Origin of the sequence: Agrococcus sp. BE272 (genome assembly GCF_031457935.1) — a bacterium.
GTDB lineage: Bacteria > Actinomycetota > Actinomycetes > Actinomycetales > Microbacteriaceae > Agrococcus > Agrococcus sediminis.
Window position 1 is genome coordinate 817,390 of the sequence record NZ_JAVDXL010000001.1, and the last position, 21,725, is coordinate 839,114.

Consider the following 21,725-nt stretch of genomic DNA (forward strand, 5'->3'; position numbering starts at 1 on the left):
CTCGGTGGTGGATGCGGGGGCGCGGCGCTGCCGCGCCCCCGCATTCGGTTCAGCGGTCCTCAGCCACCGGCCGGACGGTACTGCCACAGCGAGGGCACCGCGTTCTGCGCCTGCATCGTCACCGTGGTGTCCGGGGTCGTGCCGAACACGTTGTCCTGCCGGTAGAGCGGGGCGAACCACGCGTTCTCGACGAGCCACTCGCCCACAGCGGCGAATGCTGCCGGCTGCTCCTCGGTGGGCGCGAACTGCGCGGCCTCGATCAGTGCATCCAGCTCCTCGTCGGACGCCCCGAAGGTGTTCCACGGCGCGTCAGGGGCCACCCAGGTCTGGATGTCCTGCCAGGCCGTGGCGGACGCGAGCGGGAAGTACACCACCGGGTACTTGCCCGACAGCGCCTCGGCGACCGCCTGGTCGGCCGGGATCTGCACGTACTCGACCGTCACGTCGATCTGCGCGAGCTGGTCGGCGAGGATGGGCCACAGGTTCGTCCACGGACCGTCCCACTGCGGGAGGGTGATGGTGAACGGCCCGACGCCGGCCTCGTCCATGAGCTGCTGAGCAGCCGCGACGTCGAACGTGTATGCCGTGTCGAGCTCCTCCACGTACGCGTCGCTCTGCACGTTGAACACCTGGCTCGTCGGCGTGCCGTAGCCGTTGAGGATCGCGGTGATGAGCCCCTCGCGGTCGAAGGCGAGGTTGATCGCCTGCCGGACGCGCACGTCTGCGAGCTCGGGGACCATGGTGCCCTCGCGGTCGTTGATCAGGAGCCCCGCCCATGCCACGGCGTTCGTGGTCACCGTCGCACCCGAGGCCGCCACCTCATCCGCCACCGCCGGCGTCAGCGAGGCGGCGTTCACCTGGCCGGTCTTGAGCGCGTTCACGAGAGCGGTGACATCGTTGATCGGTCGCACGATGTACTCCTCGTAGGGGAACTCCTCGAGGTTCCAGTAGTCGGCGTTCCGGGTGTAGACGTACTCCGTTCCCGGCGTGCTGTCGCTCGCGGAGTAGACGTACGGGCCGGAGCCGACCGGCTCCTCGGCGATCGAGCCGCCCTCCAGCGCGGCGGGTGACGCCATCGCCCCAGCGACCCAGCCGAGGTAGGACAGCAGCGCAGGCACCGGCTCCGAGAGTCGCAGCTCGACCTGCGTGTCGGAGTTCACCACCACTTCCTCGATCGCGGCGACCATGAAGCGGTTCTGGCCGGTTCCCGCCTGGATGTGCTCGATGTTCGCCTTCACGGCGTCGCCGTTGAAGGGCTCCCCATCCGTGAAGGTGACGTCGTCGCGCAGCTCGAGGGTGAGCACGGTGCTGTCGTCGTTGTACTGCCACTCGGTGGCGAGATTCGGCTGCGGCGTCGCTTCAGCGTCGAGGCGGATGAGCGTGTCGTAGACGGGCTGCCAGTACTGGACCCGGTTCCCGATCTCGAGGTCTGCAGGGTCGAAGGAGTTGTTGTCGACGCGAGCGCCGACCGTGAGCGTGCCCGCGGACACCGGCCCCTCTGACTGCGAGGAGGGCTCGGAGGTGGGCGTTGATCCGGACTGGCTGCCGCAGCCGGTGAGGGCGAGCGCCGCAGCGATCGCGAGCGCCGCGCTTCGTTGCGCGAACTTCGTGGGCATCGTTCCTCGATTCGTGAAGGGACTCGTCCGGACGATGCGCTGAGCCGGCCGCCGACTCGGCTCGCAGCACTGCGCTCCGGCCGCCATTGGCCCGCCCGGTTCACGACCGGTGATTGCATGTTATATGCAATGTGGTGCTGTACGATACCCCTATGGCCGAAGTGGCAGAGCGAGTCGCGAGCACCGCGCGGCGACCGCCGAATGTCCTCTGGATCTCGACGCACGACATCAACCCCGACGTCGGCCCGTACGCGGGCATCTGGCCGGGTGCCGAGTACGCCCACACACCGTCGCTCGATGCCCTCGCGGCCGCGGGAGCGGTCTATGAGCTCGCGTTCGCCAGCGCTCCCGTCTGCGCACCGTCGCGCTCGGCGATCCTCACCGGCTGCCACCCGACGGCGATCGGCACCATCCACATGCGCACCAAGGCGGCGCCGCCGCCAGAGGTGCGGCTGTTCACGGAGTACTTCCGGGCGGCGGGCTACTACACGACCAACAATGTCTTCACCGACTTCCAGGTGCAGACTCCGCCCACCGCGTTCGACGAGTGCAGCACGAGCGCGCACTGGCGCGACCGGCCCGACCCCGACATGCCCTTCTTCGCGATGTTCCACAGCTCGATCACGCACGAGGCGAAGCTGTACCTCGACGACGAGGCGTTCGCCGAGGCGACGACGGCTGTGCCGGTGGGCCACAGGCACGACCCGACGGCCGCGCCCCTGCCGCCCTACTATCCGGACACCGAGACCTTCCGCTCGACATGGGCGCGCTACGCGGACCTCATCACGCAGATGGATGCCTGGGCCGGAGCGCTGCTGCGGGAGCTCGAGGAGGACGGGCTCGCCGACGACACGATCGTGGTGTTCTGGAGCGACCATGGCGTCGGCATGCCGCGTGCGAAGCGGTGGCTCCGAGAGGCAGGGCTGCGCGTGCCGCTCATCGTCCGGTGGCCCAGCGCGGTCGAGCCGTCGTCGCGCCCTGAGCTCGTGCACCTGCTGGACCTCGCCCCGACCATGCTCACCGCGTGCGGCATCCCGGTTCCACCGCATATGCACGGCCGGCCGTTCCTCGACGCGACGGGTGCGCCGCTCGAGCCGAACGACTGCACGTTCGGCGCCCGGAGCAGGATCGACGAGCAGGAGGACGACTCGCTGACGGTGCGGGATGCTCGATTCCGATACATCCGCCACGCGCACCCGGACCGCTCACCCATGCAGCACAGCGAGTATCCCGACCGCTTCTCGACATGGCGCCAGCTGCGCGAGCTCGCGTTCGCCGATGCGGTGTCCGTCGCGGGCGGCTCGACGGAGCGACGGCTCGACGATGCCCAGCGCTCCACCTTCGCTCCCGGCCGCCCGGCCGAGCAGCTGTTCGACCTCTCCGCCGACCCGCACGAGCTCCACGACCTCTCCTCCGATCCTGCCTACGCCGCTGATCTCGACCGACTCCGAGGCGCGCTCGACGCGTGGGCCTCGAGGTACGCGCCCGAGTGGCCGATCGACGAGGCGGCCCTGATCGAGTCGTGGCGGCCGGAAGGGCGCATCCAGCGCACCGCGGAGCCGGAGATCACTGTGGTGGACGGGGTGCTCTCCGCGGTGTGCCGCACGCCCGGTGCGTCGATCGGGTGGACGGTGCAGGAGCCGGGCGTCCCGCGGGTGCTCTCCGACGTCGAGGTCGCCACGGGAGCCCCGGAGGACGACGGCAGGCGCTGGAACCTCTACGCCTCGCCGTTCCGATCGCACGGCGCCGACCCCGTCCGCTTCCGCGCCTGGCGCCTCGGCTTCGCCCCCAGCGACGAGGTCGTCGTGCAGGATGACCACTCAGATGCCGACCGCACGGAGGGAGCATCGTGACCGAGCCTGGACTCGCCGCCTTCCCGCTGGGGGCAGAGCCCTCCGCGGCTCTGCCCTCCCTGCCCGCTGTGCGCCGCGTGGCCGACAGCGTGCACGACCTGCTCCGGGAAGCCATCATCGAGGGACGCCTGACACCCGGCAGCCGGCTCAGCGTTCCGGTGCTCGCCCAGCAGCTGTCGGTGAGCCGCAGCCCGGTACGTGAAGCCGTCCAGCGGCTGGTCCAGGAGGGGCTCGCGACCGAGGAGCCCCACCGCGGCGCGGCGGTGGCCAGGCTGCGCCCTGAGGAGCTCGTCCCGCTGTACCAGATCCGCGAGACGCTCGAGGGGCTCGCAGCCCGACTGGCCGCTGAGCAGGCCGGCGACGCGGAGCTCGCGGCGCTGCGCGAGACCTACGAGGCCCACGCATCCGCGCTGGAGCGCGGGGAGGCGACGAGGCACGTGGCCCTCGACCTCGCGTTCCATGCCGCGCTCCGCAGCGCGTCGCACAACCACGAGCTGCAGCAATACCTCGAGCGGGTGCAGGGCAAGATCGCGATCGCGATGCTCGGCGGCCGTCCGGAGGAGTGGTCGAAGCAGGCGATCGTCGAGCACCACGCGATCCTGGATGCGGTCCTCGCCCGGGACCCTGAAGCCGCCGAGGCCGCTGCGCGCGCACACATCCGCCGCGTGACAGCCGATATTGCCGCTCTCACGCCTCCGCGGCGCCGGACGGCGAAGCCGAGTCCCTGACCGAGCGCAGGCGGCTGACGAGCGCGCCGTCCGCGGCTCCGAGCGACTGCAGCGCGAGCAGACATGCACCGAGCACGGGGTCGAGCTCGGGCTCCACCATGCACACCGAGGGACTCCGGCGCTCGAGCGCTTCACGGAACCGGGAGGCGATGGGCTCGCCTGCCGCGAACAGCCCGCCCACGGACGCGACCTCGACCGGACCGTCGAACCGGAGGTTCCGCTGCACTGCGTCGACCATCTGCGCGAGCTGCTCGGCAGCCGTGTCGAGCACCATCGCAGCCACCAGGTCGCCCTGCTCCGCAGCCAGCACGACGAGCGGAGCGAGGGCAGCGACCTCCGCGCGCCCCAGGCCCTCGAGGTGGAGGCGGTGCAGGAGATCGTCAGGATCCTGCACCTGCAGCGCGCCGAGCATGGCGGCCTGGAGCGCGGTCGACGGGCCTCGGCCGTCCACCGCGCGGACGACCGCCCGCAGCGCTTCGACGGCGATGCTGTAGCTGCTGCCCTCGTCACCCACGAGAGCTCCCCAGCCGCCGGATCGCCAGCGAGCTCCGCCCCCGTCGACGCCGAACGCCGCGGAGCCGGTGCCGGCGATCACCACGATGCCCGGCCGGCCGGCCAGCCCGCCGGCGAGGGCCACCCTGCAGTCGTGATCGATCCTGATGCGCTCGCGCGGCGCGACCCCCGCAGTCGGCAGTGCGTCGAGCACAGCACGGCGGTCGGCGGCGCTCACGACACCCGCTACTCCGAGGAACACCGCGTCGAAGGTCGCGTCCGCGCCGATGCCCGTGACCTCGAGAGCGCTACGCGTCGCCGCCATGACTGCGGCGGCGACTCCGCTCGGCCCGCCGTCATCGAGGTTGCCAGCCGTAGCGACAGACCTGCCCAGCAGCCGCCCTTCTCCATCGGCGATCGCGGCGCGGGTGCTCGTACCGCCCGCGTCGACGCCGAGCACGAGCGTCACCGCGGCCCGCGACCGGGCTTGACGAAAGCGCCGAGCACGGTGGCCGGCCCCCGATCGGCGTGCACGCTGAACGTGCCGGCGGCGGCCGGGATCGCGAACGTCTCAGCGAAGGCGAAGCGGCGCGACGCGCCGCCGCTCTCCACGCGGACCGACTCACCCTGGACGACGCTCATCACGTGCACGCTGCCCTCCGTCGACGGCGCCGCGACGCCGCCCGCCGCGAGCTCCCAGCGATGCACATCGTAGAAGTGATCGGGGTGTGTCGGCAGGTGCCATCGTGTCCACCCGTCGCCGCGGCCGATCGCCACGGGCTTGGAGATGAGCTCCTCACCGACGCGCGCGCCCTTGCGATCGAAGCGGAGGTTCGCGAAGCCTCTCTCGAGGTTGATCGGACGAGGTCGGCCATCGAGGTCGAGCCGCAGCCAGTCGTACAGCTTGAACGTGAAGATGTATGGCGTCGCGCTGATCTCCAGGACGAGGTTGTCGACTCCGGAGCAGTGGATCGTGCCGTGGGGGATGAGGAAGAGGTCCCCTCTGCGCGCAGGATGCGTCAGCACGTGGCGCTCCACGTCGACCGGTAGGCCTTCGAGCTGGCTCCGCTCGAGCTCGGCTCGGAAGGCGTCAGCGTCGATGTCCTCCTGGAACCCCAGGTACACCTTCGCGTCCTCCGTGCAGTCGAGGATGTAGTACGTCTCGTCCTGCGTGAAGCGCTCGCCGAAGTGCTCGCGGATGTACTCGTGCGAGGGGTGCACCTGCACCGAGAGGTTCCCGCCCGCGAACGTGTCGAGGAAGTCGAAGCGGATGGGGAACTCGGTGCCGAAGCGCTCAGCCGACTCTCCGAGGACGGCGCGGTGCTCGGCGAACATGAGCAGGTCGAACGACAGCTCGAGCGGGATGCCCTCGCTCTCGAAGAGGATCCCGTTCTCCGGCACGATCATCTCGAACGACCAGGCGTAGTTCGGCACCTCCTGCGAGAGCTGCGGCATGTGCTCCTTGATCCACTGCCCACCCCACGGCCCGGGCTCGAACCACGGGCGCACCCGGAACATCGATCGCGACAGCTCCATCAGCGAAGCGCGCACGACGGCGCCCTCCGCGAACGTCGGTGCATCGTGGTGCTGCCCGTCGACAAACACATCGATCGCCGGCAGGAGCTCCTGCTTGTGGAGGGCGAGCGCTGGCCAGTCGACGAAGTAGTTCCGCTTGTACGCGGCCTTCGGCGGCAGGGGCATCGCCGCGCCGAGGTTGACCGCCCCTTCCGCTCGCGCACGGAACTGGATCTCGTTCTTCGGCACGTCCACGAAGATGCGGCAGCCGTCCCAGCCCACCAGCGCGGCACCGGTGCCGAACACGACCGTGAGGTCGCGATCCGGATGGGGCCGCATCGAGGCGAGCGCCGTCGGATCGAAGAAGTCGGCCAGTGCCCCGGTGAACGCGGTCCCGAAGATCGGGTCGTCACCGCCGAGGAACGGCGCGACGAGCGCGTCGATCTCGGCTGGCGAGCGCAACGCCTCCGCCACCGGGACCCAGTGCGCCCGGAGTCCGCGAGCGGTGAGCGCCGCACCCAGTCCGTCGCGGAGCTCGCTCCAGAGGACGCCGCACATGCCGTCGATCACCACGACACTCTCGTCGGCCAGCCGGTCGGCGAGGGCAGTCCATCCCGTGCCGATCGAGCCAGGAGGGAGCGGATGCGCGGGGTAGATGTCGTACGTGCCCTCACGCGGCGAGATCTGCAAGGGCAGCAGGTCCTGAGTCGTGGCGCGGACAGGCTCCGCGGGCTGCTCAGTCGCCATGCTCTGGCCTGGCGTAGTCGTCGTCGTAACGGATGATGTCCGCCTGCTGCCAGTCGCCGAATGCGATCTCGAGCACGCGCACCACCCCTTGCTCGCTCGACAGGCGGTGCCGGCCGTTCGGCGGGATCCACAGCTCCTCACCGCGCGCCGGCCGCCAGGTCTCGTCGTCGACCTGCACGACGGCGCCTTCATCGAGCACGATCCAGTACTCGCCGCGACCCGGGTGCGATTGGAGGCTCAGGCGCTGCCCCTCTTCCACCGACATGAGGCTCACCGTCACGGGTCGATTGTGGGCATACTGCCGGAACGAGCCCCAGGGCCGGTGCACCTCGGAGACGACGGGGCCGCCCTCCGGGATCGAGCCGATGATCTGCTCCATGGTCATTCCCCTCGCTGTCTCTTCATGACGGCCCGGTCACGCACCTCGGGCTCGCCGTCAGGGCCGGCGAGCACGACCTCCGCGAAGTTGTCCGCGGCGATCGCGGCGTAGTCGTGGCCGGCCTGAGCCGGATAGACGCCGAGGTACACGAACGCCTCATCACCGGTGTTCACGCTCCGGTGCGCAGTCGAGCCCGGCACATAGACAACCTGGCCGGCGGTGAGCCCGACGAAGCGCCGGGTGCCCTGCTCGTCCTCGAGGAGCAGCCCACCGACGCCGCGGAGCCCGATGTAGAACTCACCCGCCTCGCGCCAGGAGTGATAGTGCCCCTTCGTCAGGAAGAACTCCTGACCCACGCGGCCGGGCATGAGCACGCCCAGGCCGAGGTGCAGGTCACCCGCGCCGGAGCCCGGCTCGAGCGAGCTGACCGAGTACACCAGCGGGTCATCGTGGCTGAGCGCCCGGTCGTACGCGGCGGAGTCGACGAAGCAGTCGCGCAGATCGCTCAGACGCCGCTCGATCCGCTCACCGCCGACCAAGACGCCCCGATCGATGTCCAGCTCGATCCCGGTGACGAAGAGCGAGGAGAGTGACGAGAGATGGCTCACATGTTCGATTCAAACAGTTTGAGGGTTGATTTACAACACTTGGAGCGATCAATAGCATGGCAACGATGACCGCCTCCTCGCGTCGCGCCGACATCGTGCGCCAGATCGAAGAAGCCGGCTCCGCCTCGATATCCGAGCTGAGCCGGCGATTCGAGGTGTCCGACATGACGGTGAGGCGCGATCTGGAGGCGCTCCAGTCCGCAGGCCTCGTGCAGCGGACGCACGGCGGCGCCGTGCCGGCCAGTGCGCCCGGGATCGAGCCCCGGTACGCCGCGAAGCAGCGGATCAACGTGGCGCTCAAGTCGCGCATCGCCCGCTATGCCGCCGAGACGCTCGTGGACGACGGCCAGGTCCTGCTGCTCGAGGGCGGTACGACAGTCACTTCGATGGCGCGCCACCTCGCGACGCACCGCGACCTCACCGTCGTCACGAACGGCCTCTACACAGCGAACGCGCTGCGTGAGCTGCTGCCGCGCGCAACAGTGATGTCGACCGGCGGCATCCTCCGCGACGTGTCCTACACCTTCGTCGGCCCGACCGTCGAGACCTTCCTGCGCGATCTCCATGCAGACACCCTCTTCGTCTCGGCCACCGGCCTCACCGTCGGCGAGGGATTCACCGATCCGAACCCGATGGAGGCGCAGGTGCGCCGCTGGATGGCGGCCTCCGCCGCGCGGGTGGTCGCGCTGCTGGATTCGAGCAAGTTCGGCGTCATCTCCACGACGACCGTCGCGGCTGCCTCGGACGTCGATGTCCTCGTGACCGACGGGGGCGCTCCTGCTGCGACGCTCGAAGAGCTGCGGCGCCTGGGGGTCGACGTGCGCGTGGTGTGACGCGAAGCGGGCCGCGGATGAGGTCCGCAGTCTGACCGGAGATCCGTCGCCATCCAGCGACCGCACGCGTGGATAATCCAGTCACGAGCCGGAGCTCGAGGCGCGAGCGAGGCCGAAGGAGGCGAGGCGATGGACTGGGCAGCGCTCACGACCTGGCTCGACGCCCCGCACGCCGAGCTCGCCCGCCAGGTGATCCAGCGCGGCACGGCCGCGATCTTCGCGGTCGCGTTCCTCTCGACGCTCCTGCAGTTCCCGGCGCTGCTCGGCGAGCGCGGCCTCCTGCCCGCCCCGCGTTACATCGCCGCGGGCGGTCTCGACGGCCAGCCGAGCATCTTCCGGTGGCACTACTCCGATCGCCTGCTGAGCATCCTCTGCCTCGTCTCCATCGGGATCGCCCTCGCGCTCGTCGCGGGCCTGCCGCAGCTCGGCCCGCCGTGGTTGCCGATGCTCGCGTTCCTCGCGCTCTGGATCGTCTACCTCTCGATCCTCCCCATCGGCCAGGTCTTCTACGGCTTCGGATGGGAGCTGCTGCTGTGCGAGGCGGGGTTCCTCGTCGCCTTCCTCGGCTCGAACGCGACCGCTCCCCCGACGCTCGCCGTGCTGCTCATCGTCTGGCTCGTCTTCCGGCTCGAGTTCGGCGCGGGCATGATCAAGATCCGCGGCGGCCGCGAGTGGCGCGACCTCACGGCGCTCATGTACCACCACGAGACGCAGCCGATGCCGGGGCCGCTCAGCCGCTGGGCGCACCTCGCGCCCGCGTGGTGGCACCGCACCGAGGTGGTCGGCAACCACGTCGCGCAACTGGTCGCGCCGTGGCTGCTGCTCGTCGGGGTGCTCGGCGCGATCGTGGCGGATGCGGTGGCCGGCCCGGGCGCGGACGGGGCATCGCTCGGGTTCGCAGCGGTCGCCACCGGCGCCGCCGCCGTGATGATCCTCACCCAGGGCTGGCTCGTGCTCACCGGCAACTTCGCCTGGCTCAACTGGATCACGATCGTGCTCGCCTTCGCGGCCGTCGACGACCGAGCGGTCGGGTGGCTGCTGCCCGGGCTGCCCGTCGACACCGCGTACGCGCCGACGCCGGCCTGGTGGAGCATCCTCGTCGCCGTCGTCTTCGTCGCGTACCTGTGGCTCAGCATCCCGTCGGTGCGCAACCTCGCGTCGCGCCGCCAGCTCATGAACGCGTCGTTCAACCGGCTGCGGCTCGCGAACGCCTACGGCGCGTTCGGCACCGTCACGAAGCGGCGCGACGAGATCGTCATCGAGGGGACGATGGCGGATGCGCCGGCCGACGACGAGTGGGTCGAGTACGGCTTCAAGGGCAAGCCGGGCGATGTGCGGCGCGTGCCCGGCTGGTTCGCGCCGTACCACCTGCGGCTCGACTGGCTGATGTGGTTCCTCGCGCTCGGGTCGCACGGGCCGTGGTTCCGGATGCTGCTCGTGCGCCTGCTCGAGGCCGACCGGCCGACGCTGCGGCTGCTCGCCGACGACCCCTTCGACGGACGTCGCCCGAGGTGGGTGCGGGCCCGCGTCTACCGGTACCGGTTCGCGACGCGCGCCGAGCACCGCGAGACGGGCCAGATCTGGATGCGCGAGGACCGCGGGCTGCTGGTGGCGCCGATGCGGGGCCGGACCTCCTCCGCTGGTTGAGCCGCTGCGGCGCTCCGCTTCCGCTGGTTGAGCCGCTCCGCGCGCGGAGCGCGCAGAGCGAGTCGAAACCACTGCCGCGCGGGCTGCGGAGTGGTCTCGACTCGGGCGGCCGCCTTCGGCGGCAGCCCGGCTCGACCAGCGGAGGCTTACCCCGGTCGTCGAGTAGCGACCGAAGGGCGCGTATCGAGACGAGGACCGGCGCACGCGGCGGCGCTCGTGATCTCGATACGCCCGGCTCCGCCGGGCTACTCGATCAGCGGAAGGGAGGGGACGGCTCCGCCGGGCTACTCGATCAGCGGGAGGGCGGGGAGGAAGCCGCCTCCGCCTCCTCCTCGCGCTCCGCCTCCGCAGCGCGGTCGATGCGCTCGCGCATCGCGCGCAGGGCGAAGACGAGCGTCGCCATGCCCGACTCCGGCTCGTCGTGGGCGATGATCCGCTGGTAGAGCCGCTCGATCGCCTCGCCCGAGGCCGCGGACGCCTCCTCGGTACCCCCGGCGCCAGCCCATGCCCGCAGGTGCTCGGCCAGCGCATCCATCGCCCGCGCCGTCAGCCGCCGCTCGTCGTCCTCCATCTCGACCTCGAGCGGCGACTCCCACGCGGCGGCCGCGATCGCGTCGAGCACGTCGATCATGCGGTGCGACACCGAGCGCACCGTCCCGACGCTGCGCTCGTCGCGGGCGAGGTCGTGGTGCCGCCACATCGAGCGCACGTTCAGCACGCGGCTCTCGCGCGCGGCGACCACCTCCTGCGACAGCTCCTCCACGCTCCCCTGCAGCTCGAGCCCCCAGTCGACCCACGACTCGTCCTTCGGCGGCCACTCCCCGCGCAGCATCTCGGCGAGCTGCTCGACGCGATCGGCGGTCCGTCGCACCTCGCCGCGGATGCGCTCGCGCGCCTCGCGGTCGTAGAGGGGCGGCATCACGAGCATGTTCACGATCACGCCCACGACGAGGCCGACCGAGAACTGCCCCACGTAGGCGACGGCGTACCCGTCGGCGTCGACGCCGCCGAAGATGATGACGAGCACGGCGACGACCGGCACGACGCCGGCGCCGATGCCGAGCGCGCCCGCGCCCTGCAGCAGCACGCCGATGACGGCGATGATGCCGATCTTCAGCAGCCCGTGGATGTCGACCGCCAGCATCGCGAGCCCCACGGCCGCGCCGATCGCGAGCCCGACGGCCTGCTGCAGCGCCGTGCGGGCGATCGTGAACACGGTGGTGCCGGTCGCGATGAAGGCGCCGAGCGGCGCGGCGTAGGCGTACTCGGCGAAGTCGGCCGGCAGCTGCGTGCCGAGCAGCCACGCGGCCATGGCGGCGAGCGCGGCGCGCACGGCGTTCGCGATGCGGGCGGGCGGCAGCCAGCGGTGCAGCGCCCGCTCGGTCTTCGCGGTGACCGAGGCGTCGATGATCTCCGACGGTTCGGTCGGCGGATGCTCGGAACGTGCCACGAGGCCAACGGTAACCCCGGGCGGTCGGCCCGGGAAGTCGAGTTCCGCTCGGCCGCCGCGCACCCCTGCGAGCGCACGAGAACGGGGCCGCCCCGGCGTGGGACGGCCCCGTTCGACTGCGGTCATCGCAGCAGGTTGCGAGCGAGTGCGTCCAGCCGGTGCTGGGCGCGGGCCTCGAGCGCCTGCTCGTAGGCCATCGCCTCGCGCCGCTGCTGGTCGCGGTGCTGGGCCTGCATGGCCCACCGCTCGAGCTGCCGCGATGCGCTCAGTGCGAGCCGGCGCGGAGCCGGCATCGCGAGCATCGAGTTCGACATGGTGTTCTGCTTCCTGGCATGGCGATATCGCCCTCGGAATGGGCGTGGGATATCGCAAGTGAATTGCGGAGAATTGCGCGCGTCGAATTGCACCGCGAAGGTGCAGCGGATGCGCGAGGGTGCGCGGGCGCCGATGGTGCGGCCACAGAGGTGGCCGGCTCGGCAGCCGCGATCAGCGGGCGACGGGGCGGGAGGAAGCGCAGGGCTCAGATGCCTGCAGTGGCCTGGCCAGTCGGGCGCTCATCGGCACGATGCCGACGAGCTCCGCGGACCAGCGGCCCGTGCGCTTCGCCGCTAGCGGACCCCACCGGGAAGGAGGGCTGCAGCGGCAGTGATCGTGATGAACATGGCGAGCTCCTCCTTTCGACTCGGGGCATGGAAGTTCGCGTGATGAAGATATACCGATGCGGGCGGGAATTGCAAGGCTGGATCGGGACTTCTTCTGGGAATTGTCGCGTGGGGGACAATTCGAGCCGGTCGAGGTGGTCTCGACTCGGTCGCCGCGCTCCGCGCGACGACCGGCTCGACCAGCGGAGGGGGCGACCAGCTCGACCAGCGGGCGGGGAGGGAGATTGGTCAGACCAATGTTGACAGCGAGCGCGGGCGTGGCGTAGCGTGCTCGACATTGGTCGTACCAATCGGTGCGACCGCTCGACGGCGAGGAGGCGACATTGCACGACACGCTCGAGGCGTTCGCGATCCAGCTCATCGACCTCTCGCATCCGGAGCCCGACGGCTCCCGCCGCCTCATCCCCGAGCGCGAGCTCTGCGCCCGCCTCGACGTGAGCCGCGGCGCGCTCCGCGAGCGCCTCTCGCAGCTCGAGTACATCGGCGTGCTCTCCCGCCGGCAGGGCCACGGCACCTACCTGCAGGCGCCCGGCCCCGACGTCATCCGCACGTACTTCACCACGATGCGGGCGCTCGGCTTCCTCGACTCGACCGAGATCGCCGAGGCGCGCGAGATGCTCGAGACGGTCGTCGCCGTGCAGGCCGCCCGGCGCGCGACCGCCGCCGACGCCGAGCGCCTGCGCGCCCTCGTCGACGAGATGGTCGCGTGCACCGCCGCCGGCGACCACGACGCCGCGACCGAGGCCGACCTCGCCTTCCACGCGGGCCTGTTCCGCATCGTCGACAACCCCGTCTTCACGATGGTGCACACCGGGCTCGCCTACGCGCTGCAGCAGGCGATGCACGAGCGCCGCGCCCGCGCGATCGCCGCCGAGACGCCCGACGCCGACGGACGCACCGCGACCGACACCATCCACTACCCGGTCGTCGACGCGATCGCGGCGAACGACCCCGATGCGGCCCGCGACGCGATCCGCCGCCACTTCGAGATCCACTCGCTCATCACGCTCGACACCGCCGAGGAGGCCCCCGCGTGACCACCCGCTCCCCCGCCGTCTTCGTCGGCCTCGGTGCCATCGGCACCCCGATGTCGCAGCGCCTCGCCGACGCCGGCTTCCGCGTCACGGGCGTCGACCCCTTCGAGGCGGCTCGCGAGCGCGCCGTCGCGGCCGGCATCGACGCGGTCGCGAGCATCGCCGACGCCCCTGCCGAGGGTCCCGTCGTCGTGATGGTGGCGACCCCCGACCAGCTCGACGCCCTCGTCGCCGAGGCGACGGGCGCATCCGTCGTCGCCGACCGCACGTGGGTGCTCATGTCGACGGTGGGGCCGGATGCGGTGCGTCGCGCAGGCGCGGCGCTCACGTCGGCGGGCGCCCGCGTCGTCGACGCCCCGGTCACCGGCGGCGTCGCCCGCGCCACGACGGGCGAGCTCATCATCTTCGCCTCCGGCGCCGAGGCAGACCTCGCCGAGGTCGCCGAACTCCTGGCGCCGCTCGGCACGGTGCGCGTCGTCGGCGCCGAGCTCGGGCAGGGCCAGTCGGTCAAGGTCGTCAACCAGCACCTGTGCTCCGTGCACATCGTCGCCGCTGCCGAGGCGCTCGCGCTCGGCGAGGCGCTCGGCCTCGACAAGGCCGACGTGCTCGACCTCATCGGCGGCGGCGCCGCCGGCAGCTGGATGCTCGCCGACCGCGGCCCGCGCATGCTGCAGGGCGCCGACGCACCGGTCACGAGCACGATCGGCATCTTCGTGAAGGACTCCGGCCTCGTCGCCGACGCCGCCGCGACGGTCGGCGCCGAGGTGCCGGTGCTCTCCGCCGCCCGCGAGCGCTACCTGCTCGCCGCATCCGCCGGCCTCGAGCGCCGCGACGACAGCAGCGTCATCGCGACCTACCAGCACTAGACCCCACACCCCACCGCCGCCCGGGCCACCCCGGCGGCGGATCGACCGAGCCCGAAGGCTTCGAGGAGGAAGCATGTCCGCCACCGACACCGCGCAGGGCAGCACAGGCGCACGCACCACCGGCGCGCACACCGCCGGCCACGTCGGCCGCGACCGCGCCGAGCGCATCCGCGCCGTGCAGGAGGCCGCCTACCGCGCCCGCCACCACGCGATCGACATGGGCGAGGTGCAGGGGCAGGGCTACGTCGGCCAGGCGCTCGGCGCCGCCGACATGCTCGCCGCCGTCTACGCCGACCAGCTGCGCTTCGACCCGGCCGACGAGCACTGGGCGGGCCGCGACCGGTTCCTGCTCTCGACCGGCCACTACGCGATCGGGCTCTACGCGGCGCTCGCCGAGGCGGGCATCGTGCCCGTCGACGAGCTCGTCACCTACGCGGCCGACGACTCGCGGCTGCCGATGTCGGGCATGGCCTCGTACACGCCCGGCATGGAGATATCGGGCGGCTCGCTCGGCCACGGCCTGACCGTCGCGGTCGGCATGGCGCTCGGCCTGCGGCTGCAGGGGCAGACCGAGCAGCGCGTGATCGACTTCCTCTCCGACGGCGAGCTCGACGAGGGCTCGACGTGGGAGGCGGCGATGGGCGCCGCCCACCACCGGCTCGGCAACCTCACCGCGCTCGTCGACATGAACGCGCTGCAGGCCGACGGCCCCACCGCCGACGTGCTGCGCATCGAGCCGGTCGAGGAGAAGTGGCGCGCGTTCGGCTGGCACGCCGTGCGCGTCGACGGCAACGACGCGGGGGCGCTCATCGACGCGTTCGACGAGTGCCGTGCGCTCGCCGCTGCCGACGGGCAGCCGCAGGTGATCATCTGCGACACCCGCGTCGGCCGGGGCGTGCCGCTGCTCGAGCAGCGGGAGAAGGCGCACTTCATGCGCATCGAGGAGCACGAGTGGCAGGTCTGCCGCGAGCAGCTCACGGCAGGCAACGAGGAGGCAGCGCGATGACCAGCACCACCGCGACCCGCAAGGGTCCGAGCACGAGCGCGATGATCGCATCCATCGCCGAGCCCGACCAGCGCACCGAGACCGCGCCCTTCGGGCATGCGCTCGCCGCGGCCGCCGAGGCCGACCCGCGCATCGTCGGCCTCACCGCCGACCTCGGCAAGTACACCGACATGCACATCTTCGCGAAGGCGCACCCCGAGCGCTTCTTCCAGATGGGCATGAGCGAGCAGCTGCTCTTCGGCGCCGCAGCGGGCATGGCAGAGACGGGCCTCGTGCCGTTCGCGTCGACCTATTCGGTGTTCGCCGCCCGCCGCGCGTACGACTTCATCGCGCTCGACATCGCCGAGCCCGGCCTCAACGTCAACGTCGTCGGCGGCCTCCCCGGGCTCACGACCGGTTACGGCCCGAGCCACCAGGCCACCGAGGACATGGCGATCTTCCGCGGCCTGCCGAACCTCACGATCGTCGACCCGTGCGACGCGCTCGACCTCGCGCAGGCGGTGCCCCAGCTCGCCGCGCACGAGGGCCCCACCTACCTGCGCCTGCTGCGCGGCAAGGTGCCGCTCGTGCTCGACGAGTACGACTACGCCTTCGAGCTCGGCAAGGCGAAGGTGCTGCGGGGCGGCACCGACGTCGTGCTCGTCTCGTCGGGCCTCATGACGATGCGCGCGCTCCAGGCGGCGGATGCGCTGGCGCGCCACAAGGTCGACGTGGCGGTCGTGCACTCCCCCACGATCAAGCCGTTCGACAGCGAGACGGTGCTGCGGGAGCTCGACACCCCGCGCCTCGCGGTGACGCTCGAGAACCACACGGTGATCGGCGGGCTCTTCTCGGCCGTCGCCGATGCGGCCGTGCGCCGCGGGCTCGGCACGCGCATCGTGCCGATCGCGCTGCCGGACGAGTTCCTCGACGCGGGAGCGCTGCCGACGCTGCACGACCGCTATGGCCTCTCGAAGGATCGCATCGTCGAGCGGGTGCTCGCCGAGCTCGGCTAGCCCCTCCCCCTCCGCTGGTCGAGCCGCGCGGCACCTCCCCCGCTGGTCGAGCCGCGCGGCGCGGCCTCCCCCGCTGGTCGAGCCGCGCGGCGCCGCCTCGCCCGCTGGTCGAGCCGCGCGGCGCAGCCGCGCGAGTCGAGACCACTCCCGGCCCACAGCCTCAGACCGGCGTCGCCTCGGTCGGCCCCGGGCGCCGCTCCGCCCGCCGCTCCCGCACGCGGTCGAGGTAGCGCATCACGGGCGTCGCGGCGACGCCGTGCACGAGGATCGAGCCGACGATCACCGCCCCGGCGATCGCCCACAGCCGCTCCCCATCGGGGAAGTCGCCCTCCTGCAGCGCGTACGCGATGTAGAACAGCGAGCCGACGCCGCGCACGCCGAAGAACGCGATGACGCCCCGCTCGCGCGGGCCCGTCTTCCCGGGCGTGAGCCCGAGCCAGCCGGTGAGCGGCCGCACGACGAACAGCAGGATGACGACGAGCAGGATGTCGGCCGGCTGCAGCGACTCGAACAGCCCGCGCGCGATCGCGCCGCCGAGCAGCACGAGCACCGCGACCGTCAGCAGCCGCTCGATCTGCTCGACGAACTTGTGCAGCACCGCGTGGAAGCCGTGCGTGCTCTCGGCGGCGCGGATCGTCGTGGCGCACACGAACACGGCGATGAACCCGTAGCCCTCGGCCATCTCGGCGACCCCGTAGGCGAGGAACGTCGCGGCGAGCGCGATGAACCCCTCGGCCTTCTCGGTGAGCCCGAGCCCATCGGCCCACGACGAGAAGAACAGTCGCCGCAGCAGCCAGCCGGCGCCGAGGCCGACGGCGACGCCGACGACGAGCCGCCAGCCGACGTCGATCAGCAGCCACTCCCCGAGCCACGCCGACGGCGCGATCCCGACGAGGCTCACCGCGATCGCCGCGTAGGTGAACGGGAACGCGAGGCCGTCGTTGAGCCCCGCCTCGGAGGTGATCGCGAAGCGCGCCTCGTCGTCGTCGGCGTCCTCGTCGTCGGTGATCGGCTCGCTCACCTGCACCTCGGTCGCGAGCACGGGGTCGGTCGGCGCGAGCGCTGCGCCGAGCAGCATGGCGCTCGCGATCCCCAGCCCGAGGCCCGCCCAGCCGAGCAGCGCGACGGCGACGATCGACAGCGGCATCGTGATCGCGAGCAGCCGCCAGGTCGTCGACCAGCGCCGCCAGCCGATCGCGCGGTTGACGGCGAGCCCGGCGCCCATGAGCGACACGATCACGCACAGCTCGGTCAGGTGCAGCGCGAAGCCGGACTGCTCCATCGGATCGGGCTCGGGCAGATCGGGCAGCAGCGCGAACGCGATGATGCCGGCCGCGACGAACACCATCGGCATCGAGACGGGCACCCGGCCGAGCACGCGCGGCAGCAGCGCGGCGGCGAGCGTCGCGACGCCGATCGCGGCATAGATCGTGCCGACTTCATCCAGCGCCATGGTCGGCCTCCTGCCTCGATGGGGAGAGCATTCCACAGCGGTCGCCGACGGAGCCGGGAGGATGCGGGCCGGTCTCGACTCGCGCGGCTCCGCCGCGCGGCTCGACCGGCGGAGGGGGCCTCAGCGCGCCAGCGCCGCCTCCATGCGCGCGACGATGTTGTCGCGGGCCGAGGTGTTGTGCTCGCGCAGCACCTCGCGGGCGTGCGCGGCGTCGCCGCTCGCGATCGCCTCGACGATCGGCGCGTGCCGGGCGGCCGACATGTTCGCGATCGCGGTCTCGCGGCCCGCGGCGGTGATCACGGCGCGCGCGAGCCCGCTCACGCGGCGCCACGACTCGACGAGCGTGCGGTTGCCGCTCGCGGTGCAGAGCGCCTCGTGGAAGGCGAGGTCGGCGGCGACCTGCTCGGCGATGCCGACGTCCTCGCTCTCCTCGAGCCGCTCGAGGGCGGCCCGCAGCTGCGGCACGACGTCGGCGAGGTCCTCGCGCTCGCAGACGACCTCGGCGGCCGCCGACTCGAGCGCGAAGCGCACGTCGAAGATCTCGCGCACCTCGGCCGGCGTGACGACGCGCACCGAGAGCCGGCCGCGCGCATCCTTCGACAGCAGCCCCTCCTCCTCGAGGTGCCGCAGCGCCTCGCGGAGCGTGCCGCGCGAGACCCCGAGCGACGCGCTCAGCTCGGTCTCGGCGAGGTGGGTGCCGGGGGCGAGCTCGCCGCTCGTGACGGCCGAGCGCAGCCGGTCGAGGATGAGCTCCCGCCGCGTGACGCGCTCGATCGATCCGAGGGATCGGAACTGCGCTTCCATCGTCATGTCGATCACGGTACCCGAGCACTTCCTTGGGTTCTCCCGGCGCGAGCCGGGGTGGGCGGAGCCGGCTGCGGGTGCGGCCGGCAGGGCGGTCAGTGCAGGTGGCTCGCGCCGTTGATGTCGATGTTCGACCCCTGCAGGTAGGCCGCGTCGTCGCTCGAGAGGAACGCGAACACGGCCGCGATCTCCTCGGTGGTCGCGACGCGGCCGATGGGGATGTCGGCGGCGAGCTTCGCCTCCGACTCGGGCGTGGCGCCAACGCGGATGTTCGTGTCGACAGCACCCGGTGTGACCGAGTTGATCGTCACGCCCGACGACGCGATCTCGCGGGCGAGCGCCTTCGTGAAGCCCAGGATCGCGGCCTTCGCGGCCGAGTAGGGCACCTTGCCGAAGACGCCGCCGCCGCGCTGCGCCGACACCGACGACATGTTGACGATGCGGCCCCAGCCGGCCTCGAGCATCGCGGGCAGGAACGCCTTCGTGACGAGGTAGGTGCCGGTCGCGTTGACGGCCATGACCTTGTTCCACAGGGCCAGGTCGGTCTCGAGGAACGGTACGGGCGAGGTGATGCCGGCGATGTTCGCGAGCGCGCCGACCACGGGCAGGCGGCCCGCGTCGACCTCGGCCTGCACGGCCGCCTGCGCGGTGGCGACCGCGGCCTCGTCGGCGACGTTCACGGCCGCGCCGAAGGCGGGCACGCCGTGGCGCTCGCCGATCTCGGCGGCGACCTGCGCGGCGCGCTCGCCATCGAGGTCGAGGATGACGACGGCCCAGCCGTCGCGCGCGTAGCGGTCGGCGACGGTCATGCCGATGCCGCGCTCGGAGGTGGCGCCGGTGATGACGGCGGTGCGCTGGGTGCGCTCGGTCATGATGCTCCTTCAGTGGTCAGAGACTCGGTGGTCAGCGACGGATGCGTGAGGTCGAGGCCGGCGACGAGCGGCGCCATGCGCGCGGCCGCGTCGCGGATCGCGTCGACGCGGGCGGCGCGAGCGGCGTCGTCCATGGCGCCCGTCGCGTCGTCGACGTAGGCGCGCGAGGGCAGCTCGAGCGCGAAGCCGCCGGCATAGCCGATGTCGGCGAGCGCCGCGAAGGCCGCGGGGAAGTCGATCGAGCCAGCGCCGATGGGCCGCGAGAACTCGCCCGGCACCGCGTCGCGCAGGTGCACGTGGGCGATGTCGGCGCCCCACGCGCGGATCGTCGCCGGCAGGTCGTCGCCAGCGGCGACCACGTGGGCGACGTCGAGGATGGGCCGCACGCCGCTGCCTGCGAGCAGCGCGTGCAGCGCCTCCGCCCGCTCGCGGTCGAAGCAGAGCCTGAGGAAGTGCAGCGACTCGACCCACACCTCGACGCCGTGGGCCGCGGCCGCGTCGGCCGCCCGGGCGAGCGCGGCCGCGACCCGCTCCAGGTCGGCGTCGAGCGAGTCGAGCGGCTCGTGGCCGAGCGCGCCGCACGGCAGCACGAGGGCGTCGGCGCCGACGGCCGCGGTGAGCGCGAGCAGCCGGTCGACGTGCGCGGCCTGCGCCGACGCATCCGCCCCCGGATCGTTGAAGGCGCCCACGTCGCCGTTGACGCTGCGCACCCGCAGGCCGCTCGCGGCGATGCTCGCCGCGACCTGGGCGATCGCGGCGTCGTCGAGCTCGAAGGGCACGTGGTCGCAGACGCCGGGCAGCGCGCCGAGGTCGATCTCGGCGAAGCCCAGGCGCTCGATCTCGGCCAGCGCGCCCTCGAGGGGCAGGTGCTGGAACGAGATGGTCGAGCAGCCGAGGCGCTGCGGCAGGTCTGCGGGCGGGGTCATGGCAGCACGACGCCCTTGCGTGCGTCGCCCATCGGGATGGGCGTCCAGCGCACGACCTCGACCGGGCTCGCGAGTAGGCCCTCGAGCTCGGCGTTGAAGTCGGCGACGGGCTCGCCCGCGCCGTGCGCGTCGAGCAGCGCGGCGGAGTCCCAGTGCTCGATCATCGCGATCGTGCCGTCCTCGGCCTCCTGGATCGCGTAGAGGTTGCAGCCGGCCTCCTCGTGCACGCGCGGGATGACGCGCTCCATGGCGGCGAGCACCTGCTCGCGCGCGCCTGGGACGGGGCGGAAGATGGCGGTGACGACCAGCGGTGCGTCGGTCATGGCTGCTCCTTGGTTCGGATGATGGTGCGGTAGACACCGGAGTGGTCGAGGGCGCCGTCGCCGGCGTCGGATGCGGCTTCAAAGAGCGCGAGGGCGGTGCGGGCCGCGTCGAGCGTGAGCCCCGCCTCGTCGGCGGCCTCGCGCGCGAAGCGGAGGTCCTTCACCTGGTAGTCGATGGAGCCGCCGGCCTCGAACGACTCGTCGACCCAGTGGTGCCGCTTCTGCCGCAGCACCTCGCTCGCGGCGAGGCCCGAGCCGAGCGCGTCGGCGAGGGTTGCCGCGTCGATGCCCGCGGCGCGGGCGAGCGCGAACGCCTCCGACAATGCGGTGATCGTCTCGGCGACGACCAGCTGGTTGCACAGCTTCGCCATCGCGCCCGTGCCCGTGCCGCCCATCCGCGTCACCCGCGAGGCGCACGGCGCGAGCAGCTCGGCGAGCTCGGCGACCTGAGCCTCGGTGCCGCCGACGAAGAAGCTGATGCGTCCCTCGGCGGCCCCGAGCACGCCGCCCGACATCGGTGCGTCGACGACCTCGACGCCGCCCTGCACATCCGCCGTCGCCAGCTCGTCGGCCAGCGCGCGCAGCGCCACGGGCGACACGGTGCCGCAGACGACGAGCATGGGGCGCCGGACGCCCGCGGCGCGCCAGCCGGCCAGCAGGCCGTCGGGGCCCTCGAGCACGGCGCGCACCTGGGGCAGGTCGGGCAGCGCCGTCAGCACCACCTCGCGGGCGGCGTCGGCGGGCGTCGCGGCGACGGTCGCGCCGGTCTCGAGCCCGAGCGCCTGGGCGCGCGGTGCGCTGCGGTTCCAGACCGTCAGCGCACCGCCGCCCTCACCGGAGCGCGCGGCGAGCCTGCGCGCCATCGGCAGGCCCATGGCGCCGAGCCCGAGGAGGCTCAGCGAACGGGTCATGACAG

At 72.1% G+C, this 21,725-nt stretch carries 21 protein-coding genes; 8 read left to right on the forward strand and 13 right to left on the reverse strand.

What is annotated here, in order from left to right; translation table 11 throughout:
• Nucleotides 1–59 precede the first annotated feature (59 nt).
• The gene (locus tag J2X49_RS03965; RefSeq protein WP_310122817.1) at nucleotides 60–1,616 is read right to left on the reverse strand and encodes an ABC transporter substrate-binding protein; all 1,557 of its coding nucleotides are present in this window, start codon (nucleotides 1,614–1,616) and stop codon (nucleotides 60–62) included.
• 152 nt (nucleotides 1,617–1,768) lie between these two features.
• On the opposite strand from J2X49_RS03965, the gene J2X49_RS03970 reads away from it, so the two are divergent.
• Both J2X49_RS03970 and J2X49_RS03975 read left to right on the forward strand, forming a co-directional pair.
• Nucleotides 1,769–3,469, forward strand: coding sequence for a sulfatase (locus J2X49_RS03970; RefSeq protein WP_310122821.1), 1,701 nt, complete (start codon nucleotides 1,769–1,771; stop codon nucleotides 3,467–3,469).
• 77 nt (nucleotides 3,470–3,546) lie between these two features.
• Nucleotides 3,547–4,197 (forward strand): GntR family transcriptional regulator, encoded by a 651-nt coding sequence (locus J2X49_RS03975; protein WP_310122823.1) that lies wholly within the window; start codon nucleotides 3,547–3,549, stop codon nucleotides 4,195–4,197.
• Here the strand turns inward: J2X49_RS03975 and J2X49_RS03980 are convergent.
• From J2X49_RS03980 to J2X49_RS03995, 4 genes are read right to left on the reverse strand one after another with little or no spacing between them, the layout of a single operon-like run.
• Nucleotides 4,157–5,158 (reverse strand): BadF/BadG/BcrA/BcrD ATPase family protein, encoded by a 1,002-nt coding sequence (locus J2X49_RS03980; protein ID WP_310122825.1) that lies wholly within the window; start codon nucleotides 5,156–5,158, stop codon nucleotides 4,157–4,159. The genes J2X49_RS03975 and J2X49_RS03980 overlap by 41 nt on opposite strands.
• Complete coding sequence (locus J2X49_RS03985) at nucleotides 5,155–6,894, reverse strand: class I mannose-6-phosphate isomerase (protein WP_310122827.1); 1,740 nt, start codon at nucleotides 6,892–6,894, stop codon at nucleotides 5,155–5,157. Before J2X49_RS03985 ends, J2X49_RS03980 begins: the two co-directional genes overlap by 4 nt.
• Nucleotides 6,895–6,940: 46 nt before the next feature.
• A complete protein-coding gene (locus J2X49_RS03990; RefSeq protein ID WP_310122829.1) occupies nucleotides 6,941–7,330 on the reverse strand; it encodes a mannose-6-phosphate isomerase in 390 nt (129 codons plus the stop codon).
• 2 nt (nucleotides 7,331–7,332) lie between these two features.
• Nucleotides 7,333–7,938 carry a glucose-6-phosphate isomerase family protein gene (locus J2X49_RS03995; protein WP_310122832.1) on the reverse strand — a complete coding sequence of 202 codons (606 nt, stop codon included), beginning with the start codon at nucleotides 7,936–7,938 and terminating at the stop codon, nucleotides 7,333–7,335.
• A 65-nt stretch (nucleotides 7,939–8,003) separates the two neighbouring features.
• Here J2X49_RS03995 and J2X49_RS04000 point away from each other — a divergent pair, with 65 nt between their 5' ends.
• Both J2X49_RS04000 and J2X49_RS04005 read left to right on the forward strand, forming a co-directional pair.
• On the forward strand, nucleotides 8,004–8,771 hold the full coding sequence (locus J2X49_RS04000) for a DeoR/GlpR family DNA-binding transcription regulator (RefSeq protein ID WP_310122835.1): 768 nt from the start codon (nucleotides 8,004–8,006) through the stop codon (nucleotides 8,769–8,771).
• 129 nt (nucleotides 8,772–8,900) lie between these two features.
• Nucleotides 8,901–10,418 (forward strand): lipase maturation factor family protein, encoded by a 1,518-nt coding sequence (locus J2X49_RS04005; protein WP_310122836.1) that lies wholly within the window; start codon nucleotides 8,901–8,903, stop codon nucleotides 10,416–10,418.
• A 292-nt stretch (nucleotides 10,419–10,710) separates the two neighbouring features.
• Here the strand turns inward: J2X49_RS04005 and J2X49_RS04010 are convergent, their stop codons facing one another.
• Entirely contained in the window at nucleotides 10,711–11,868 is a 1,158-nt protein-coding gene (locus tag J2X49_RS04010; protein ID WP_310122839.1) for a hypothetical protein, read from the reverse strand.
• Nucleotides 11,869–11,990: 122 nt separating this feature from the next.
• The gene (locus J2X49_RS04015; RefSeq protein WP_310122841.1) at nucleotides 11,991–12,182 is read right to left on the reverse strand and encodes a hypothetical protein; all 192 of its coding nucleotides are present in this window, start codon (nucleotides 12,180–12,182) and stop codon (nucleotides 11,991–11,993) included.
• Nucleotides 12,183–12,853: 671 nt separating this feature from the next.
• Between J2X49_RS04015 and J2X49_RS04020 the strand changes: the two genes are divergently transcribed.
• The 4 genes from J2X49_RS04020 (at nucleotide 12,854) to J2X49_RS04035 (ending at nucleotide 16,431) form a co-directional block, all read left to right on the forward strand.
• Complete coding sequence (locus tag J2X49_RS04020) at nucleotides 12,854–13,567, forward strand: FadR/GntR family transcriptional regulator (RefSeq protein ID WP_246993027.1); 714 nt, start codon at nucleotides 12,854–12,856, stop codon at nucleotides 13,565–13,567.
• Complete coding sequence (locus J2X49_RS04025) at nucleotides 13,564–14,430, forward strand: NAD(P)-dependent oxidoreductase (RefSeq protein WP_310122845.1); 867 nt, start codon at nucleotides 13,564–13,566, stop codon at nucleotides 14,428–14,430. Before J2X49_RS04020 ends, J2X49_RS04025 begins: the two co-directional genes overlap by 4 nt.
• A gap of 73 nt (nucleotides 14,431–14,503) precedes the next feature.
• Nucleotides 14,504–15,436 (forward strand): transketolase, encoded by a 933-nt coding sequence (locus J2X49_RS04030; RefSeq protein WP_310122848.1) that lies wholly within the window; start codon nucleotides 14,504–14,506, stop codon nucleotides 15,434–15,436.
• Entirely contained in the window at nucleotides 15,433–16,431 is a 999-nt protein-coding gene (locus J2X49_RS04035; RefSeq protein ID WP_310122851.1) for a transketolase C-terminal domain-containing protein, read from the forward strand. Before J2X49_RS04030 ends, J2X49_RS04035 begins: the two co-directional genes overlap by 4 nt.
• 160 nt (nucleotides 16,432–16,591) lie before the next feature.
• On the opposite strand, the gene J2X49_RS04040 is transcribed toward J2X49_RS04035, so the two are convergent.
• The 6 genes from J2X49_RS04040 to J2X49_RS04065 all read right to left on the reverse strand — a co-directional run bounded on the left by J2X49_RS04040 (nucleotide 16,592) and on the right by J2X49_RS04065 (nucleotide 21,720).
• A complete protein-coding gene (locus J2X49_RS04040) occupies nucleotides 16,592–17,884 on the reverse strand; it encodes a cation:proton antiporter (protein WP_310122853.1) in 1,293 nt (430 codons plus the stop codon).
• Between the two features lie 120 nt (nucleotides 17,885–18,004).
• Nucleotides 18,005–18,694 carry a GntR family transcriptional regulator gene (locus J2X49_RS04045; protein ID WP_310122856.1) on the reverse strand — a complete coding sequence of 230 codons (690 nt, stop codon included), beginning with the start codon at nucleotides 18,692–18,694 and terminating at the stop codon, nucleotides 18,005–18,007.
• Nucleotides 18,695–18,783: 89 nt separating this feature from the next.
• The gene (locus J2X49_RS04050; protein ID WP_310122858.1) at nucleotides 18,784–19,560 is read right to left on the reverse strand and encodes an SDR family NAD(P)-dependent oxidoreductase; all 777 of its coding nucleotides are present in this window, start codon (nucleotides 19,558–19,560) and stop codon (nucleotides 18,784–18,786) included.
• Nucleotides 19,557–20,486 carry a sugar phosphate isomerase/epimerase gene (locus tag J2X49_RS04055; RefSeq protein ID WP_310122861.1) on the reverse strand — a complete coding sequence of 310 codons (930 nt, stop codon included), beginning with the start codon at nucleotides 20,484–20,486 and terminating at the stop codon, nucleotides 19,557–19,559. The genes J2X49_RS04050 and J2X49_RS04055 overlap by 4 nt, the downstream gene beginning before the upstream one ends.
• Nucleotides 20,483–20,809, reverse strand: coding sequence for a putative quinol monooxygenase (locus J2X49_RS04060; protein WP_128190220.1), 327 nt, complete (start codon nucleotides 20,807–20,809; stop codon nucleotides 20,483–20,485). The genes J2X49_RS04055 and J2X49_RS04060 overlap by 4 nt, the downstream gene beginning before the upstream one ends.
• On the reverse strand, nucleotides 20,806–21,720 hold the full coding sequence (locus J2X49_RS04065) for an NAD(P)-dependent oxidoreductase (RefSeq protein WP_310122864.1): 915 nt from the start codon (nucleotides 21,718–21,720) through the stop codon (nucleotides 20,806–20,808). The genes J2X49_RS04060 and J2X49_RS04065 overlap by 4 nt, the downstream gene beginning before the upstream one ends.
• Nucleotides 21,721–21,725: the final 5 nt, after the last annotated feature.

Coding starts and splice junctions, on each gene's coding strand:
- J2X49_RS04060 (WP_128190220.1), bottom strand. CDS start 20,809: ATGACCGACGCACCGCTGGTCGTCACCGCCATCTTCCGCCCCGTCCCA.
- J2X49_RS04035 (WP_310122851.1), top strand. CDS start 15,433: ATGACCAGCACCACCGCGACCCGCAAGGGTCCGAGCACGAGCGCGATG.
- J2X49_RS04040 (WP_310122853.1), bottom strand. CDS start 17,884: ATGGCGCTGGATGAAGTCGGCACGATCTATGCCGCGATCGGCGTCGCG.
- J2X49_RS04050 (WP_310122858.1), bottom strand. CDS start 19,560: ATGACCGAGCGCACCCAGCGCACCGCCGTCATCACCGGCGCCACCTCC.
- J2X49_RS04030 (WP_310122848.1), top strand. CDS start 14,504: ATGTCCGCCACCGACACCGCGCAGGGCAGCACAGGCGCACGCACCACC.
- J2X49_RS03990 (WP_310122829.1), bottom strand. CDS start 7,330: ATGGAGCAGATCATCGGCTCGATCCCGGAGGGCGGCCCCGTCGTCTCC.
- J2X49_RS04005 (WP_310122836.1), top strand. CDS start 8,901: ATGGACTGGGCAGCGCTCACGACCTGGCTCGACGCCCCGCACGCCGAG.
- J2X49_RS03965 (WP_310122817.1), bottom strand. CDS start 1,616: ATGCCCACGAAGTTCGCGCAACGAAGCGCGGCGCTCGCGATCGCTGCG.
- J2X49_RS04045 (WP_310122856.1), bottom strand. CDS start 18,694: ATGACGATGGAAGCGCAGTTCCGATCCCTCGGATCGATCGAGCGCGTC.
- J2X49_RS04065 (WP_310122864.1), bottom strand. CDS start 21,720: ATGACCCGTTCGCTGAGCCTCCTCGGGCTCGGCGCCATGGGCCTGCCG.
- J2X49_RS03970 (WP_310122821.1), top strand. CDS start 1,769: ATGGCCGAAGTGGCAGAGCGAGTCGCGAGCACCGCGCGGCGACCGCCG.
- J2X49_RS04000 (WP_310122835.1), top strand. CDS start 8,004: ATGACCGCCTCCTCGCGTCGCGCCGACATCGTGCGCCAGATCGAAGAA.
- J2X49_RS04015 (WP_310122841.1), bottom strand. CDS start 12,182: ATGTCGAACTCGATGCTCGCGATGCCGGCTCCGCGCCGGCTCGCACTG.
- J2X49_RS04055 (WP_310122861.1), bottom strand. CDS start 20,486: ATGACCCCGCCCGCAGACCTGCCGCAGCGCCTCGGCTGCTCGACCATC.